Below are 16,686 nucleotides of genomic sequence, written 5' to 3'. Positions count from 1 at the left end.
GAACTGGCGAGCGATCTGTGCTCATTGGTCGAGACCGGTGACGCGGTGCTGGCAAGGGCGTGGCGGTGGCCGTCGGCCGCAGAACGCGGCGAGGCCCGCGCCGGGGGCGCGGGCCTCGTTACGGGGCGGACGGGGCTGCGGATGGAGCGGTGTACGACGGGTGGAGCGGTATACGTCTGAGGGCGGTGTACCGCTGAGGGTGGCTTACGGCTGAGGGGGCGGCGGGGTCTGGCTGCCGGGCTGGCCGGGCTGGCCCTGCTGACCGGGTTGCCCGGGCTGGCCCGGCTGTTGCGGGTAGCCGTAGCCGTAGCCGTGGCCGGGCTGTGGCGGCTGCCCGTGCTGTCCCTGCTGCGGGTACGGCGGTTGACCGGGCTGGGGGTAGGGCCGGCCGGGGTGCGGGGCCTGCTGGGGCGGTTGGCCGTAGGGCGCCGGCTGGCCCGGCTGCCCGGGTTGGCCGGGCTGCTGAGGCGGCATGCCCTGTCCCGGCATGCCCTGTCCCGGCATGGGCTGGCCGGGGATCGGCTGGCCCGGCATCGGCGGGGCGGCGACCGGCGGCGGGTTGCCGTCGGACGTCCACAGGCCGTGCATCTGCTGGTGGCGCGTGAAGTCCTCGGCGACCAGGGCCGCGAGGTTGAAGTACGCCTCTCGCACCTTCGGCCGCATCATGTCGAGGTCGACCTCCGCACCGGCGGCCAGGTGCTCGTCGAACGGCACGACGACGACACCCCGGCACCGGGTCTGGAAGTGGGCGACGATGTCCTCGACCTTGATCATTTTCCCGGTCTCGCGGACACCGGAGATCACGGTGAGGGACCGGGCGACGAGATCGGCGTACCCGTGTGCGGACAGCCAGTCCAGCGTCGTACTGGCACTGCTCGCACCGTCCACGGACGGCGTCGAGATGATGATGAGCTGGTCGGCGAGGTCGAGCACGCCGCGCATGGCGCTGTAGAGCAGACCGGTGCCCGAGTCGGTCAGGATGATCGGGTACTGCTGGCCCAGTACGTCGATCGCCCGCCGGTAGTCCTCGTCGTTGAACGTCGTGGACACGGCCGGGTCGACGTCGTTGGCGATGATCTCCAGCCCGGACGGCGCCTGTGAAGTGAAGCGCCGGATGTCCATGTACGAGTTGAGGTACGGGATCGCCTGGACGAGGTCGCGGATGGTGGCGCCGGTCTCGCGCCGCACGCGGCGTCCGAGGGTACCGGCGTCCGGGTTGGCGTCGATCGCGAGGATCTTGTCCTGCCGCTCGGTGGCGAGCGTGGAACCGAGGGCGGTGGTGGTCGTGGTCTTGCCGACGCCGCCCTTGAGGCTGATGACGGCGATGCGGTAGCAGGACAGCACCGGCGTGCGGATCAGCTCCAACTTCCGCTGCCGCTCGGCCTCTTCCTTCTTCCCGCCCAGCTTGAACCGGCCGCCGCCGGCCGCCGGGCGGCTGCTCTTCGCCTTCTGCTTCCTGTTGATCAGCCGGTCGGAGGACAGCTCGACGGCCGCGGTGTAACCGAGCGGCGCGGCCCCCGGGTTGGTCGGCTGCCGCTGGTCGTGCTGCATGGGCTGGGGCCAGGCGGCGCCGGTACGGGGGTCGACGGGCGGAACCGCCTGGTGCGGCTGAGGGTAGGGCGCCTGCGGGGGCTGCTGGCCCTGCGGCGGCTGTGGTGCCTGTGGTGCCTGGGGGCCGTGCTGGCCCTGCGGCGCCTGCGGAGGCAGGGGTTGCTGGCCGGGGCCCTGGGGTGCGTGCGGCGGCGTCTGCGCACCGGGCTGGGGGGCGGGCGGCTGGGGGAAGCCGTAACCGCCCTGGGCGTCGGGGGTGCCCGGCGTCGGTACGCCCGGCTGCGGGAAGCCGTATCCGTGGGCCGGGTTGGGTGCGGAGGCGGGATCGGCACCAGGGTGCTGCGCGGGAGGCTGAGGTGCCGGGGGCTGGGCAGCCGGGGGCTGCTGCGCTTGGGGCTGCTGCGCCTGGGGCTGTGGAGCCGCCGGGGGCGCGGCGTTGGGCGGCGGGAAGCCGTAGCCGTGCTGCGGCGCGGGCGGCGCGGACGCCGGGTTCTGCGGCGGAGGAGCCGACGGATGCCACGCGGCGGGCGCGGGCTGCGGCGCCTGCGGCTGGAAGGGCGGCTGCGGTTGCTGCGGTTGCTGCGGAGGCACCGGCGGCTGCTGCGGGGCGGCCGACGGCTGCGGCTGCGCGGGCCACTGGTCCGCCGGTGCGGGAGCGGCGGGCTGATACGACGGCGGCAGCGGCGGCACCGCGGCCTGCGGCGCCGACGAGGGAGCCCAGGCGGGCGGCGCATCCGCCGGGGCACCGGCGGTGGCGGCGTCCTGGGGCGCGGGCGACTGCGGGGCGGCGTCCTGCGGGGTGGCGTTCTGCGGGGCGGCGTCCTGCGGGGCATCGGCCACGGGGGAGGCACCGGCGGACGCGTCGTCGGCCTCGGTGGCCCGGCGCTCGGCGACGCCGTCGGCGCCCTCACCCGACGGAGACACGGCAGGCTCGGCCTCCGCGGGGCTGTTCCCGGCCTCCGCGGAACCGTCCTGCGGCGCGCCGTCCTGCGCGGAACCGTCCTGCGCGGAACCGTCCTGCGCGGAACCGGCCTGCACGGAACCGTCCTGCGCGGAACCGTCCTGCGCGGAACCGGCCTCCCCAGAGGCGTCCTCTGTGGAACCGTCCTGCGCCGACTCGGCGTTCCCCTCGTCCGCCGCGACCCCGTCGGCAGAGGCCGCAGCGGCCACGTCGTCACCGGGTCCGGCCTCGGCGAGGGGCGCCGCGACGGGCGACCCGTCCTCATCGTCCTCACGCGCGACACCCGCGCCCGCACCGTCGGACGCGTCCACGTCCGGGTCCGCACCAGGGGCGCTGCCACCCAGCCGGCTGCCGTCGGTGTCGGTATCGGCGTCGCGGTCGCCGTCGGCGTCAGCACCCGGCGCCGCCGCCGTGTCCTGCTCGCCGGCGCCACCGGCCGCTGCTTCGGCCTGGGCTTCGGCCGCGGCGCGCTCTGCGATCTCCCGCTTCAGCGCAACGGCGGAGAAGCGCATGGTGGCACCGCTCTCCAGGTCGCCGTTGTCGGCTCCCCGCTCCTCGGTGGCCTCCTGCGCGGCCGTGCCGCCCACGGACGACGCGGTCGCGCCCGCGTCGTCCGGGACCGCGCCCTCCGCGGGCCTCTGCGCCTCCTCGCCGGCAGCGGCAGCCGGCCTCTGCAGCGGGAACCCGTCCACCGACGGGCTCGGCGCGACGGGGGGAGGAGGCGGCGTGACGGGCGGAGTGGCCGGCGCGGCCGGCGGAGGCGTGAACTGCGGCTCGAACCCACTGTCGGCAGGGAGCCCGGGCACCTCGGGAGACCCGCCACCCTGCCCTGTACCGCCACCCGCGTTCTGCGTGTACCAGGCGGGCGGCGCGTAGTCGATGGTGAACTCGCCGGTCGCCTCGACGGCCGACTCCGCGTCGGGTTGGTCATCACCGGGTGTCGCCCAGCCCCCGCGGATCCCGTCCCGATCGCTGCTCACAGTTCCTCCTGGTGTGGTCGAGCACCCTCAAGCCGTGCCGGGGCGACCGTTTCTCGTCATCCGAAGTTGTTCGAGGCCGTTCGAGGTCGCTGCGAGGCCGTCCGCTTCACGGTCGACCGGCCCACCGACTCCCCCTGGGACGCCGGCGCCCGGTCCACGGGTTCAGGCGTCGCGCCCGTTCCCAGCCTAATCACCATCACCGGCACCCCGGCAGGCCCGTCCACCGCTCGCTGCACGTCCGCTGCGTCACAATCCGCACAGCGACGCCACTCCCGACGCTCGGTGGCGGGCAAAGACCGGACAAAGGGCCGGACAAAGGGCCGGACAACGGACCGGACGAGGACCGGACGAGGACCGGACGAGGACCGGACGAAGACTACAGAGACCGGACGCAGGCTGGACAGAGAACAGCGGCCCTCCCCAAGTCCAAAAGTCCAAGTCCCCCGAACAAGGCGCAATCCGCCGGGCTCCCTGCTCGACCGAGGCCGGCCGGCCGCGGTGTCAGTCCATCCGTCGCGGCGTACCCAGCAGCCCGATCTCCGCATCGGTCGGCTGCGTCATCACATACTGCCGGTCGCGGTCGGCGCACCAGAGGGTGACGCCGTCGGCGAGGGTCGGCAGCGAGTCCACGTCACCTCTGGGCAGCGCCATCGTCCGGCCCAGCTCCGCGGCCTCGTCCGGCGATATCCGCTGTACGCCCACGAGTCGCGCCTGCCGCACCAACCGAGGGGCCACCGGACTGAGATACGGCAGCAGCGTCAGCACCGACCGCCACGGCCCGGAGACCACCCGGCCACGCGGCGGCCGCATACCGCAGTCCCGCACGACCAGCACCGGGGTGCCGGCGGAGGCGCCCAACGGCGGGACCCGTCCCACGTCGTAGACTGCGAGCCCGTTCTGTCCGCCGCCCATCGCGTGCACCATCTGCGACCAGGCGTGCGCCCGCCCGGTCTCCACGGCCACCCGCGCGCCGGTCGCCGCGGCCCGCAGCGCGAACACCTGGGCCGTCCACAGACCGCCGATGAGCACGACCTCGTACGGCGTGGGCCGGTTGAGCCCCAGCACGGCGGGCTGCCCCTCGGCGTCCACGCCGATGACGACGCCGTCGTCCCCGATGGGCAGCGTCAGCGTGTCCAGCTCGTCCGCGGAGAGCGTGTGCCGTCCGTGGCGCGGGCCGATCAGGCCGAAGCCGGTGCGCAGCAGGCCGTGGGCCCGCCGGCCGGCCGACTGCGGTTCCCCGGCGCCGTCCGGCTGTGCGCCCCCCGGCGCGGGCGAAGCCCCCGGCGCGGCTGCCGCGCCCGGCCCGTCGGCGTTCCGCGTCGTCATGGCCGTCATCGAACACCTCCGAGGGGCAAAGTGGCGAGCACGCCGGGCAGTTGCTCCCGGTCGAGCCGGGTCAGCGCCGCGCCCGCCGCACGGGCGGCGCCCTCCAGCGCACGCCGCGCCGCGGTCAGTTCCTCGGCGCTGCGCCCGGTGACCCGCAGATGACCGCGCAGCGCCAGCTCCGGCCCGTCCCCGCGCGCGAGGGTGAGACTGACGGTGGTGGCGAGCGCGGGTATCGCCGTGATCAGCGCGACGAACTGGGGCAGTGAGGTTCCGCGGTCGCCGCCCAGTGGGGGCCATCTGCGGATCCAGTACGCCGTGTGCCTGCGGTTGTCGCAGCGCCAGCTCCGGCCGGACTCCTCGGTGCGCCGCTCCTGCCGCTCCGCCCGTCCGGCCCCGGCCGTCACCAGCGGGTTGGCGCAGGCCGATGTGGCGATGGCCGAGGTCAGCTCCTCCTCGTCGAGCACCGTGGCCCGGAACCCGGCGCCGGTGAGCCGGCTGACCAGGTGGTCGGCGACGCGCACGACGCACTTCTGCGCGCCGACGAGGCCACCGCCGCGGGCCGCCACGGCCTCCGGGCACAGCTCCGGTACGAGCTTCAGCGCGATCCACGTGATGCGTACCGCGGGAGCGCCGGTCTGCTCCTGCAGCGGCGCGTAATTGCTGACGGCGACCGACTGACGCGGCAGATGCAGTGCGGGCGCGGGCTGCGTGTGCAGCACGACCTGCGCCGACTCCAGGCGGATTCCGTCCACTTCGAGGGCGTCCCGCACCAGGGACAGCGGCAGCGGTCGCCGGCTCCGCTCGGCACGCAGGGCGGTGGCGTCGGCCTCCACCTGCACCACGGCGGTGACGAAGGTCCCGTCTCCGACGATTCCGACGGGCCGCCGCTCCCGGCCGCCGTACGCATAGGTGCGCAGGCTCGGATCGCACTCCACGGCCGGGGCGAGTCCCGGTTCGGTGCCGGGCGGGATCATCAGCTCCGCGGCGTGCTTCTGCCGGGCGCGCAGGGCGCGTGCCGTGGCGACCCACTCGGGCAGGGAGCGGCCCCGGCGGCGTACGAAGGCCAGCAGGACCAGCACGACGGCGACGACGCCGGCCACCGCCAGCGCCACGGTGCCGACCGCCCAGCCGACGAGGAGGACGGCGGCCGCGAGCTCCGGCAGGACGATCCGTTGCAGCCGGAACGACCCCGGCCGGCCCGCACGCACCTTGAGATGGAGGCCGCCCCGCGCGGACGGCTGTCGCGTCGCACGCGAACCGGGCTCGGCGGAGCCGCGCGCCCGGGTCCGGTCACGGCGCGAGGTCCGCGTTCCGGAAGCCATCACTCCATCCCCCCAATTTGCTCACACCTCGCTGGAATTCCAGCACAGACACCAGGCCGCACAGGGCCCAGGCACCCTACCCGCTCCTCCAGCCGCTCCTCACACCAGGCATAGTAGGGGCCGCGTCTGACATCGGCGGGCGGGGAACGGCGACCCTCGGCGTCGCCCGGGCGAACCCAGGCGAACCCAGGCGGACCCAGGCGGACCCAGGCGGACACGGCGGGACACGGCGGGACACGGGGAGAGACACGCACCAATGGCATCTCGGCGGGATCAGCTCAACGCCTACACCTTCGCGAAGCGCCGCTTGCTCGCTGCCTTCGTCCAGTCGTTCCCACAGGGCTCGGAGGAAGGGGCCCCGCGCCCCCTGCGCGGCGTCGTGCCCGGCCTGGTCATCGGCGTGATCATCATGGCGGTCTTCGGGGCCTGGGGCATGTTCAAGCCCACCGCGCCCAAGGGCTGGGACACCCCGAACGAGAAGGTGATCATCGCCAGCAAGTCGACCACCCGGTACGTCGTCCTGAAGACCGGCGACGAGGTCCAGCTCCATCCGGTGCTCAACATGGCGTCGGCCAAGCTCCTCCTCGCCCCCAACAAGGGGGACGTCGTCACCGTCAGCGAGTCGGTCCTCGACAGCGGCAAGATCCCGCACGGCGTCACCATCGGCATCCCCTACGCGCCCGACCGCCTGCCCTCCGCGAAGGAGGCGGGCTCCGCCAAGCGGTGGGTCGTCTGCGAACGCCCGAGCGCCGGCGGCCGGTCCGTCCAGAAGGCCGCGCTGGTCCTCGCCGACCGCGAGCGGAAACTGACCGACGGCAAACAGAAGCTGACCGGCGGCGAACTGCTCTACGTCGCCGACCCCGCCGGTAAGCGCTACGTCGTCGACGCGGGCGGCACGGCGTACCGGATCGACGAACTGGACACCGGCTCCGACCTGGAACTGCTGCTGCGCACCGTCGTCGGCTCCGGTCGCGAGCCCCAGCGGGTGTCCCGCGAGTGGCTCGCGACCCTCCACCAGGGCGACCCCGTCACCTTCCCGGAGATCGAGGGCACGCCCGGCGCGCCCGCGAACGCCCCCGGCCAGCTCGACGAGTCGGCCGACAAGGTCGGCACCGTGCTCAAGGCGTTCGACAACAACAAGGAGCAGTACTACGTCGTACTGCCCGACCGGGTCGCACCGGTCTCCGCCTTCGTCGCCCAGCTGCTGCTGTTCAGCAAGGACCTGGCCCAGGTCGGCCAGGCCGGCCAGGCGCTGGAGACGAGCCCCGGCGCGATCGTCCCGGGCAAGCCCTTCGGCACCGAGTACGACTGGCAGGCCGGCACCCCCCGGGCGGTCAACGAGGCCTCGGCCGCCAAGGGCAGCCGCAACACGGTCTGCAACGTCCTGCGCGGCGTCGGCGGCAAGGGCACCACCACCCTCAGCACCTGGGCGGGCACCGACTTCCCGGCCGATCTCCCCGCCGGGTCCTCCAGCGCGTACGTCACCCCCGGCTCCGGCCAGCTCTACCGCCAGTTCAAGGGCACGCAGACCAAGGCGGGCCCGGTCTTCCTGGTCACCGACACCGGCCTGCGCTACGTCCTGCAGTCCAACGCGGACAGCGCCACCGACGACGCCGGGATCGGCATGTCGCAGAAGGAGCGCAAGGAGCTGGAGCAGGAGGCCCAGCAGGCCCAGACGCGCCTCGGCTACGCCGACGTGGACCCCGCGCCGATCCCCGCCGCCTGGTCCGCGTTCCTCCCCACCGGGCCCCGTCTGTCCACGGCTGCCGCACGCCAGCCGCAGGGCTCGTAGCGGGAGGCACCCCATGCGACGCAGGAACCTCCTCATCCGCCCGGCGGCCCTCGCCGTCGCCCTGCTCACGGCTCCCCTGACCCTCGCACCCCCGGCCGCCGCGGACGACTCCTTCTCCGACCAGTGCGAATACCCCAACGACCGCTACCCGGGACGCCCCTGGGCCCTCCAGCGGGTCCAGCTCGACGAGCTGTGGAGCCAGTCCAAGGGCAAGGGAGTACGGGTCGCCGTCATCGACACCGGCGTCGACGTGAAGAACCCGCAGCTGAAGGGTGCGGTGGACGTCAAGAGCGGCCGCAACTTCCTGCCCAAGGGCCTGAAGGACGAGAACGGCGACCCGATCGAGCGGGGCAGCGAGAACGGCACCACCGACACCGTGGGCCACGGCACCAAGGTCGCCGGCATCATCGCCGCCCGGCCGGACGACAAGACCGGCTTCGTGGGCCTGGCACCCGAGGCGACCATCATCCCGATCCAGCAGAACGACGCGGAGGGCAACGGCGACACCGGGACCCTCGCCGCCGCGATCCGCTACGCCGTCCGGGCGGACGCGGACGTCATCAACATCTCCCAGGACACGGCGGACGCCGCCACACCGGACCCGGACCTGAAAGCGGCCGTCGACGAGGCCCTCGCCCAGGAGATCGTCGTCGTCGCATCGGCGGGCAACGACGGACTCGGCGGCAACGTGAAGAAGACGTACCCCGCCTCCTACAAGGGCGTCCTCGCCGTCGCCGCCTCCGACCGCAACAACGAGCGCGCCTCCTTCTCCCAGTCCGGCGACTTCGTCGACGTGGCGGCACCGGGCGTCGACATCATCTCGACCGTTCCCCGGGGAGGACACTGCTCCGACAACGGTACGAGCTTCTCCGCGCCGTACGTCGCGGGCGTCGCGGCGCTCATCAAGGCGAAGCACCGCGACTGGACCCAGCGCCAGATCGTCGCCCAGATCGAGCAGACCGCGGAACGCACCATCGCCGGCCGCGACCGCCTGGTCGGCTGGGGCGTGGTGGACCCGGTCCGCGCTCTGACGGAGGACGGCCGGCCGATCGAGTCGCCACGGCCCCAGGAAGGCCTGGCCAGGGCCGAGGCACCCGCCGCGGCCGAACTCCCGCTCGGCGAAACGGCGGACGAACGCAACGCACGCCTCGCCACCTACGTGGCCGTCGGCGCGGCGGTCCTGGTGGCGGGCCTCGGCGGCGCCGCGGTGGCGGTCCGGGACGCGCGCAGGAGGGGCCGTGCGGCGGACGTTCGCAGTGGCCACTCTGCAATGTGACAACAATCGCTCGATACGCCGGGAGCGCCTGGGATACGTGCCGACGGCGTGAAGATGCGGGCCATGCGTGCCGATCGGCAGCAGTGCTGTTGCACAGGGCAGTTGGGGCTGTCGGTGTCAGTCACTAAAGTGGTGCTGTGGTGGTCATGATCGCAGGAGCGACGTGATCCGCCTGGCGACTTGCGCAGGCAGACCGGCCGCAGCACGGGGAAACGGGGAGGGACAGCAGCATGCTTCCTGCAGACGGGGGCGGAGGCGCCGCGGACGTGCGCCGCGGCGTGATGGCGCTGTCGAAGTTCAAGAAGCGCATCGACGACCTGCTCACCACCTTCGAGGAGTCGGCGGGTGGCCCGTCCAAGGTCGGGACCCACAGCCTGCCGGAAACCGCCTTCGGCAGTGGCGCGTTCCCGGAGGGCACGATGCTGCACCGGGAGTACGAGCGCGTCCACGAACGGATCACGGCGCTCTCCAAGTCGCTGGGGCTCCAGCTCGAGGCCATGCGGATCGCCGTCCACGGCGTGGACGTCACCTTCGACAACCTCGAGGAAGAGCAGCGGTACCGGTTCCACCAGATCCGGACGATGGTCAACCAGGCCCGTGAAGAGATGCTGGAGCAGCACAACAAGCGGGACAACCGGGCCGACCAGACTGACGCGGGGTACTGATGAGCGGCGACAATAACAAGCCGGATCTGTATATGGACGAGCGACTGGATGCCCAAGCGCAGAACGGCACGCTCGACGCGGTCATGCAGATGACCAGGATCGTCAGCCCGTTCGGCTCCGCGCGGGGCATCCACTTCGCCCGCACCAACTTCGAGGGCTACGACCTCAACGACATGGTCGACATCGTCGAGTCGGCCAACCCGGAACTGCTGGAGTCCGCGGGCAAGGCCATGATCGACGCCCGCGAAGCCATCGGGAAGGCCGCCCAGGAACTCAAGGACAACCTGCCCAGCGTCGACTGGGAGGGCGAGGCCCATACCGCCTTCGACAACTGGGCCAAGAGCCTCGTCAAGACGGCGGAAGGCATCGGCGACTACGCCGACATCATCGGCACCCAGGTCATGGCCGCCGGCTCGGGCCTCGCCTCGGTCCGCAAGTCCATGCCCCCGCGCGACACGCGCAGCGAGCGCAAGACGGTGGAGGACATCCCCGAGGCCAAGCGGACCGAAAGTAACGACGAGTACACGGCGGCGGTGAAGGCGGAGAAGAACCGCCAGGAGGCCATCAACCAGATGTACCGTCTGGCGTCGTTCTACACGGTGTCGGCGGGCCAGATGAAGAAGGCCGAGGAGCCGGTCTTTCCAAAGATGCCGGATGTGGGGGTACCAAAGCCGTCGGGGAACTCGTACAACCATGCCCCGCCGGGGCCGGGCGCAGGGCCGCTCGCGGCTCTCGGTGACGTCCGCGCCACCTACCAAGAGCCTGTGGTCACTGAGTCCGCGCGGTCGCGCACGGAGGACCCACAGTCGCTCCTCAAGGCAAAGCCGGAGCCCGAAGCGTCTTCGAGGCCGCCTGTGGGCACAGAGATCAACACCGTCGGAACCTTGCCGAACCAGGAGGCTGTTAAGCCGATCAGCGTTGCGCCCCCCTCGACGACTGGTCCCACTGCGGCAATAGGACCCGTGCCGCCGGCTCCCCCCGCGGTACCGCCTACCGCTCGTGGGCTAACCGGGCGCGCAGCAGGACCCAACGGTGTCCCCGTCAACAGAATTCCGCCATCGGCGCAGGGACGAGCCACGGGCGCGACAGGCCACGGTCCCGCAGCCCGTAGTGGAGCTGGGCCTATCGCTCAGGGATCTCGCACCACCGCGCCAGGCCCGGTTGGGAGTCGTGGAACGGGACCGGGATCTCTGGGGCCAGTGGGCCGCGCCGCCACTCCGGGGCAAGCAGGAGGCCGTGTGACTGGTCCCGTGGGACGAGGCATCGTCGGTGGGGTGCCGAATCCCGCAGGACCGGCAGCCGGCCGATCCAGTGCTGCCCTGCGTGGTCCGATGGGCCCCATGGGGGCCACGCCGCCCGCGCGTGGTAGCTCCGGAGGCGCCGCCAGCGGTGTGGTCGGAGGCAGACCGGTAACTGGATCTGCTGCTGGGAACAGGGATTCAAAGGTGCCACGTGGCACGGTCATTGGCGGCGAAGGCACACCCGCTGAGCAGAGCGGAAAGGGCAGGAGAGTCGATCAGCGAGGTGTGATCGGTGGGCCCTCAGCGCCCACAACCTCGGGACAGTCGCCTCGTGGATCCTCTGTGCCATCCTCCGGCAGCGTGATCGGTACGCGTCGAGGAGGAGTACCAGGGGGGAAAGGCAACGGATCATCCTCCGGCGTGGTGCGGAGGCCTGCTAGCGATCACGCCTCCGATGGGGAGCGTTCGCGCCGCGGAGATCAACGCGACGGAACACCGGCAAGCGACTGACCGGACAAGAGCGAGGGTGAACAGAGGAATGTGGTCAGGGATCGCTCGACGCGGTAGGTGGGACACGCCTGTCCTGAGACGCACCGGTGGACGGATTTCATCTGTCTGTTCGGCGCTCGTTGCCATTGGATTGGCATCGGTGGGCCTTGCGCCGGGTGCGGCGGCTGCCGACACCCAGTCACAGCAGTGGTACCTGTCTGCGATGAAGGCCGACGAGATGTGGAAGGTGAGCACTGGTAAGGGGGTCAAGGTTGCGGTCGTTGATACTGGAGTCAACGCCGACACCCCTTCGCTCAGGGGGCAAGTGATTGCCGACGAAGCCTCCGAAGCAGTGGCCTACAAGGCGACTGAGGACTATCAGGGGCACGGGACGACGATGGCCGAACTAATCGCCGGAACTGGCTCGGGTAGCGGGCTGAAGGGGCTGGCTCCCGGAGTGAAAATCGTCCCGTACCGGATCGCGCTGACGGGACCAGACCACCGCACAAAGGTGAAAAACGCCCCTGACGTCGCGAGTGTGATTCGAGCTATCGCCGACACTGACGTGAAGATCATCAACATGTCCTTCGGTGTCGATGCCGAGGACCAGGAGGAGCTAGAGGCCGTCAAGTACGCGCATTCCAAGGGCAAATTGATGTTCGCTGCCGTGGGCAACGACGCGGAAAAAGACAGCCCCATCGGCTACCCCGCTGCCTACCCCTATGTCGTCGGTGTAGCTGCCACGGACGAGTCCGGAAAGGTCGCGAAGTTCTCAGAGCACGGCAACTACGTCGACCTTGCGGCTCCGGGAATTGACATGCCCGTCTGGTGCGACGAGACCTTCCGCTCGTACTGTGACGGCGACGGCGGAACCAGTGGCGCCACCGCCCTTACCTCCGCCTCCGCCGCCCTCATCTGGTCCGCCCACCCCGACTGGACCGCCAACCAGGTGCTCGGCAGCCTCATCGACACCGCCGGCCGTGACTGGGCGAAGGACGACCCGAGTACCTACCTCGGCTACGGCCTGATCCGCCCCCGCAAGGTCCTGGAGAACAGCGACTTCAAGCCCGGCCCGCCGAACACCGACCCTCTCGCCAGGGAGAACGCCGCGGGCGTCGTGGACGAATCCGGCGAGCCGGTGAGCGCCTCCACGTCACCGGACCCCAAGCCGTCGAACGACACGTCCGGCGACCAGACCTCCGCAACGGGCCTTGGAGCAGACGCCTCCGACAGCACGACGCTCTGGGTGGCCCTGGGCACCGTGGCAGCTGTCCTCGTGATCGGAGGCGGCGCCTTCGCGGTGGTCCGCTCACGGCGTGGCGCATAGAGACACCCATCGGAACCGACCGACCCCTACTACTACGCGGTGACAGAAAGCGACAGACCACCGCTCTCACGAAGGGACCGCCGACATGGCTGACGGCCGCAAGCTTTACGAGGCCCAGGTACAGAAGCTCCAGACGAACGTCATCGACCGATATGACTCGATCAGGCAGTCTCTTGCCAGGCTGCAGGGCACCATCGACATGATCGAGAAGCACTGGACCGGTCAGGGCGCCGTCGCCTTCGACAAGAAGCAGACGGAGATCAACGGCCACATGGCCGCCATCGGCCGGATGCTCGACGACTTCCTCGAGGGCATCCAGATGAACAAGACCGACAAGCGGAAGCTCGAGGACCAGATCGAGGCCGACATCACCAAGATCTCGGTGGACGACCTCGGCGGAAAGACCTCGGCGCTCAACAGCTACTGACGCGAGCCACCGACCACAACCTGCTGGCCCTCAAGGAATCGAGGAAGACATGTCCGGAGTCCACTACGATGAGCTCGCCGTCACCTACGGCACCATGGACGCGCTCGCGACCGAACTCGGCGACCAGGCCAAGAAGCTCGAGGAGGACCTCGAGGCCCTCAAGAAGGCCGTGCTCGACGCGGCCGCGGGCTGGGGCGGCGAGGCGTACGAGGAGTTCACGAAGAAGTCGAAGGAATGGGACCGCCACGCCTCCGGCATCCACCAGGCACTGGTCAGCATCAGCCAGCGCGTCGGACTCGCCGGCGGTGACTACCGTGGCGGTGACCTGAAGGGCGCCAGCTACTTCATGTAGGGCAGCCGCGAGGCATGCAGACGACAACAGGGTGGGCACGCACGGGAGGTGCCCACCCTGTTTCATTTCGTGGCCCTCTTGTCAGGGCGGACAGCCGAGTTTCTTCTTGTATTCCTCGAAGTAAGGAGGCGCGAGCTTCTCAAGCAGGGCTCGCGACTTCTTGTTCCACCGGATGTCGTTCAATTCGATGGAGATCACTTCACCCTCCTCGCTGACCCCGGGGCAAGGAATGACCGTCGCCACGCCCCAGTCCCAGGAGGCGTATGCGCCGCTCTTCATATAGCGAACGTTCTTCACGTCCTTCCACTCGAAGTGGTCCCGTAGATCGTATCCGCGCTCGTGCCATTCAGCATCGCTGACGACGGAGTCGTTCCCGTCCACGTACATGTGGCAAAACTGGCCTTCCTCGAGTGTGAAATAGCCGGTGTCCTGTTCCAGCTTGTCACCGTCGTGCAGCAGGGATTCGAGGATTTCCTTGTCGGCGGGTATACCGCAGATGTTGTCAGGAACGGGATATGAGAGTCCCTCGTCGTCGGACGAGCCGCAGGCGGAGAGTGTCAACACGAAGAAGACGACGGTCAGGAGACTTTTCGTCGGCATACGACCCCGAGTGTTGGTTCGATGGAGGGCCGATTGTTGAAGGTTTCTCATGTGCCGTCTCCCGAGGAGTTCCACTGAGCGCCGTCGGAATGGCTGATGCCGGCATGGGTGCGAACGGCCCGGTCGATGGCATCTCTCGTCTTCTGGTCGATGCCGTTGTGATGGTCGAAGTAGCTGTTGACGGCTCTGGCTGACGCCTCTACTACAGCGGTCCTTCCTCTTGAGTATTCGCCACCCGCGTCGTGTTCCGCCTTGGTCGTGGTGTCTTTCTCCACGCTCTTTACGATGCTTTCGGAAACATCTTCAGCCAGCCAGTTGACCGGTTCTCCCACGACGGAGAAGGGGGCAGGGATGGCGCCTGTTCCGAGGCCCACGATCCGATTTACCCACTTTGCGTTGTCGGCCACTGCCTCATTGTATTCCTTGTTCGACGCAGTGTGGTAGTCATAGATCGCGTCAGCCCGCGAGTTGCTCATGATTCCGGCAATGGCAGCACCAGGCGCTACAAGATTCCCGACGCGTGAGTCATCCTCTGCGGTGAGTTCCTTCCCCTCCGCCCGCAAAAACTCGTGCACCACTTCAGTCGTGTACGCCTGTTGCGCTGCGGTGATGGCGCTGTATGCACCCGGATCCTGACCTACCAGACCAAGGAACTTTTGAGCGTTTCCGGATTCCAGGTTCGCGGCGGCGCCGTTGACCAGGAATACTTTGCTATCGGCCGACTCCATGTACATAGCCCGCTGAAATTCCCCCATGTAATCCGCCGAAATATGCCCCAAACTGTCCCGCAGTGCATAAAGCGGCCCGGTCCTCTCCTCCTCCAGATCCCCGTTCATGTTGTGCGTCAACAGGTCCGGATGCGCCGCGAACTTCTCCACGATGTCGTGGACCAGCTTCGCCTGCGCCTCGCTGTGCTTGACCGACGGGTCGGCTACGTCACTGTCGTACGGGCGGCCCGTCGTGGCCGCCTCCAGCGCGTGGCCGAGGGCGTTCGGCCCGAAGTTGAGGGCCTTCTTGGCCGCGTCCTCATCCCCGAAGACACTGCTGCTGTTCGTGTCGATCGTCCACTCGAAGTCCTTCTTGGTGAAGAGGTCGAGGTAGGACTTGAAGTCCGGTTTCTCCCCGGACTTGATCGTGCCGTCCTCGTTGTATGCCGTGGGCGGCTGCGTGAAGAACTGCTCGGCCGCCTCGGGACTGTGACCGAGGGCCTCGAGCACACTGTTCAGCGGATCGTTGCCGGTGCCGAGCTTGCCGGAGGGATTAAAGCCGTAACCGTCGTCGCTGCCGGCGGGCTTGTTGGCCAGGAACCGGTGCGGATCCTCCTGATGCAGCTGAGTGACGTGCTCCGCGATGGGCGTCAGAAAGGCAGGGTCGTAGTTGCCGTAGCGCAACAGGCCACCCAGTACCTGGTATCCGTAGGGCTTGTTCATCATGCCGCGCTCCCACTCGACCTCCTGGGTGCCCAGCTTGCGGAACTCCGCGCCCCACCACGAGGGCAGATGCTGCCGATCGCCCTTGAGGCTCTGAGGGGTATAGGGGTCGGTCGCGTTGGCGAGAGCGTGGCCCATGTACTTCTGCAAGTCCTGAACCCCGGCCAGCCGCGTCTTCGAAGCGTCCTCGCCGGTCCCGTCGATCGACATGGCACCGTAGAACTCCAGCGTCTGCTTCGGCCCGCCCAGACCCTGGAAGAACTCGGTCGCGAACTCGCCGTCCTTCTCGCGCCCGTTGTGGCGCAGCAGCCTGTTCAGTTCCGCGAGTTCCCGGTCGGACATGTCCTTGCGTTTCTCGGCGAGTTCCAGTGCCCGCTCGACCTGTGCGTCGTTCAGCGAGTCGTACTTGGCATGACCGGCGTTGTACGGGTCGTTTCCGTGGGTGCGCGACAGTGCCAGCTTGGTGGAGACGTCGATGTCGTTGGCGTGGGCGATCTTTGCGGTGATCGAGTCGGCGTAGCTCTGCCGCTCGGCCAGGTTCTTGTCGTCCTCGGGGTCCGAGCCCGGCATGACATGGACGTCGACGCTCACCGTTCCGTCGCCGTTGTCGCGGACGGTGCAGCCCTTTTCCTTGGCCTCCAGGCTGAGGCTCCGCACACCCTTCTGCAACGCTTCGAGTTCACGGTGCGCGTCATCCAGCACCTTGTGGATACCGTTGGCCTCGACAAGGAGATCAGCGAACTCCTTGGCGGTCTTGTTCACGAACTCCCGTGTGACACCGGCGTTCACGCCTTCCCAACGCGCTCGATCGGACTTCTTCTTGAGGCCGCCACGGGCATCGGCCTCAAGCCGCTTCAGGCTGTCGACCGCGTTCTTCCAGTCGGAGACCGCCGTGCCCAACTTGCCGAGGTCGACCTCCATCAGGTCGTGGTAGGTGATGGACATTC

Annotated in this window: 11 protein-coding genes and 3 pseudogenes; 8 read left to right on the top strand and 6 right to left on the bottom strand. The window is 69.5% G+C overall.

What is annotated here, in order from left to right:
• Positions 1-204: 204 nt before the first annotated feature.
• Positions 205-1,266, bottom strand: a pseudogene (locus tag ACLGIH_RS08825) (MinD/ParA family ATP-binding protein); the annotation flags it as partial.
• A gap of 798 nt (positions 1,267-2,064) precedes the next feature.
• Between ACLGIH_RS08825 and ACLGIH_RS08820 the strand changes: the two are divergent.
• Positions 2,065-2,568 (top strand): annotated as a pseudogene (locus tag ACLGIH_RS08820) (hypothetical protein); the annotation flags it as partial.
• A 795-nt stretch (positions 2,569-3,363) separates the two neighbouring features.
• On the opposite strand, the pseudogene ACLGIH_RS08815 reads toward ACLGIH_RS08820, so the two are convergent.
• The 3 genes and pseudogenes from ACLGIH_RS08815 to eccE form a co-directional block, all read right to left on the bottom strand.
• Positions 3,364-3,492, bottom strand: a pseudogene (locus ACLGIH_RS08815) (SCO5717 family growth-regulating ATPase); the annotation flags it as partial.
• A gap of 501 nt (positions 3,493-3,993) precedes the next feature.
• The gene (locus ACLGIH_RS08810; protein ID WP_416524674.1) at positions 3,994-4,827 is read right to left on the bottom strand and encodes a hypothetical protein; all 834 of its coding nucleotides are present in this window, start codon (positions 4,825-4,827) and stop codon (positions 3,994-3,996) included.
• Positions 4,824-6,140, bottom strand: coding sequence for a type VII secretion protein EccE (eccE, locus tag ACLGIH_RS08805; RefSeq protein WP_416524673.1), 1,317 nt, complete (start codon positions 6,138-6,140; stop codon positions 4,824-4,826). Before eccE ends, ACLGIH_RS08810 begins: the two co-directional genes overlap by 4 nt.
• A 256-nt stretch (positions 6,141-6,396) precedes the next feature.
• Between eccE and eccB the strand changes: the two genes are divergently transcribed.
• The 7 genes from eccB to ACLGIH_RS08770 all read left to right on the top strand — a co-directional run bounded on the left by eccB (position 6,397) and on the right by ACLGIH_RS08770 (position 13,709).
• A complete protein-coding gene (gene eccB, locus ACLGIH_RS08800; protein ID WP_416524672.1) occupies positions 6,397-7,932 on the top strand; it encodes a type VII secretion protein EccB in 1,536 nt (511 codons plus the stop codon).
• Between the two features lie 13 nt (positions 7,933-7,945).
• Positions 7,946-9,208 (top strand): type VII secretion-associated serine protease mycosin, encoded by a 1,263-nt coding sequence (gene mycP, locus ACLGIH_RS08795; RefSeq protein WP_416524671.1) that lies wholly within the window; start codon positions 7,946-7,948, stop codon positions 9,206-9,208.
• 230 nt (positions 9,209-9,438) lie between these two features.
• Entirely contained in the window at positions 9,439-9,873 is a 435-nt protein-coding gene (locus ACLGIH_RS08790; RefSeq protein WP_416524670.1) for a hypothetical protein, read from the top strand.
• A 32-nt stretch (positions 9,874-9,905) separates the two neighbouring features.
• Entirely contained in the window at positions 9,906-11,624 is a 1,719-nt protein-coding gene (locus ACLGIH_RS08785) for a WXG100 family type VII secretion target (protein WP_416524669.1), read from the top strand.
• Positions 11,625-11,652: 28 nt separating this feature from the next.
• The gene (locus ACLGIH_RS08780) at positions 11,653-12,930 is read left to right on the top strand and encodes a S8 family serine peptidase (RefSeq protein ID WP_416529321.1); all 1,278 of its coding nucleotides are present in this window, start codon (positions 11,653-11,655) and stop codon (positions 12,928-12,930) included.
• 85 nt (positions 12,931-13,015) lie between these two features.
• Positions 13,016-13,357 carry a WXG100 family type VII secretion target gene (locus tag ACLGIH_RS08775; protein ID WP_416524668.1) on the top strand — a complete coding sequence of 114 codons (342 nt, stop codon included), beginning with the start codon at positions 13,016-13,018 and terminating at the stop codon, positions 13,355-13,357.
• A gap of 49 nt (positions 13,358-13,406) precedes the next feature.
• Positions 13,407-13,709 (top strand): WXG100 family type VII secretion target, encoded by a 303-nt coding sequence (locus ACLGIH_RS08770; RefSeq protein WP_416524667.1) that lies wholly within the window; start codon positions 13,407-13,409, stop codon positions 13,707-13,709.
• Between the two features lie 81 nt (positions 13,710-13,790).
• On the opposite strand, the gene ACLGIH_RS08765 is transcribed toward ACLGIH_RS08770, so the two are convergent.
• Positions 13,791-14,309 (bottom strand): hypothetical protein, encoded by a 519-nt coding sequence (locus ACLGIH_RS08765; RefSeq protein ID WP_416524666.1) that lies wholly within the window; start codon positions 14,307-14,309, stop codon positions 13,791-13,793.
• 47 nt (positions 14,310-14,356) lie between these two features.
• On the bottom strand, positions 14,357-16,684 hold the full coding sequence (locus tag ACLGIH_RS08760) for a hypothetical protein (RefSeq protein ID WP_416524665.1): 2,328 nt from the start codon (positions 16,682-16,684) through the stop codon (positions 14,357-14,359).
• Between the last annotated feature and the right edge of the window lie 2 nt (positions 16,685-16,686).

It is taken from the genome of Streptomyces hamibioticus (assembly GCF_047946815.1).
Lineage (GTDB): Bacteria > Actinomycetota > Actinomycetes > Streptomycetales > Streptomycetaceae > Streptomyces.
This window is presented reverse-complemented; position numbering and strand designations above follow the sequence as displayed.

Coding starts and splice junctions, on each gene's coding strand:
- ACLGIH_RS08810 (WP_416524674.1), bottom strand. CDS start 4,827: ATGACGGCCATGACGACGCGGAACGCCGACGGGCCGGGCGCGGCAGCC.
- eccE (WP_416524673.1), bottom strand. CDS start 6,140: ATGGCTTCCGGAACGCGGACCTCGCGCCGTGACCGGACCCGGGCGCGC.
- eccB (WP_416524672.1), top strand. CDS start 6,397: ATGGCATCTCGGCGGGATCAGCTCAACGCCTACACCTTCGCGAAGCGC.
- mycP (WP_416524671.1), top strand. CDS start 7,946: ATGCGACGCAGGAACCTCCTCATCCGCCCGGCGGCCCTCGCCGTCGCC.
- ACLGIH_RS08790 (WP_416524670.1), top strand. CDS start 9,439: ATGCTTCCTGCAGACGGGGGCGGAGGCGCCGCGGACGTGCGCCGCGGC.
- ACLGIH_RS08785 (WP_416524669.1), top strand. CDS start 9,906: ATGGACGAGCGACTGGATGCCCAAGCGCAGAACGGCACGCTCGACGCG.
- ACLGIH_RS08780 (WP_416529321.1), top strand. CDS start 11,653: ATGTGGTCAGGGATCGCTCGACGCGGTAGGTGGGACACGCCTGTCCTG.
- ACLGIH_RS08775 (WP_416524668.1), top strand. CDS start 13,016: ATGGCTGACGGCCGCAAGCTTTACGAGGCCCAGGTACAGAAGCTCCAG.
- ACLGIH_RS08770 (WP_416524667.1), top strand. CDS start 13,407: ATGTCCGGAGTCCACTACGATGAGCTCGCCGTCACCTACGGCACCATG.
- ACLGIH_RS08765 (WP_416524666.1), bottom strand. CDS start 14,309: ATGCCGACGAAAAGTCTCCTGACCGTCGTCTTCTTCGTGTTGACACTC.
- ACLGIH_RS08760 (WP_416524665.1), bottom strand. CDS start 16,684: ATGTCCATCACCTACCACGACCTGATGGAGGTCGACCTCGGCAAGTTG.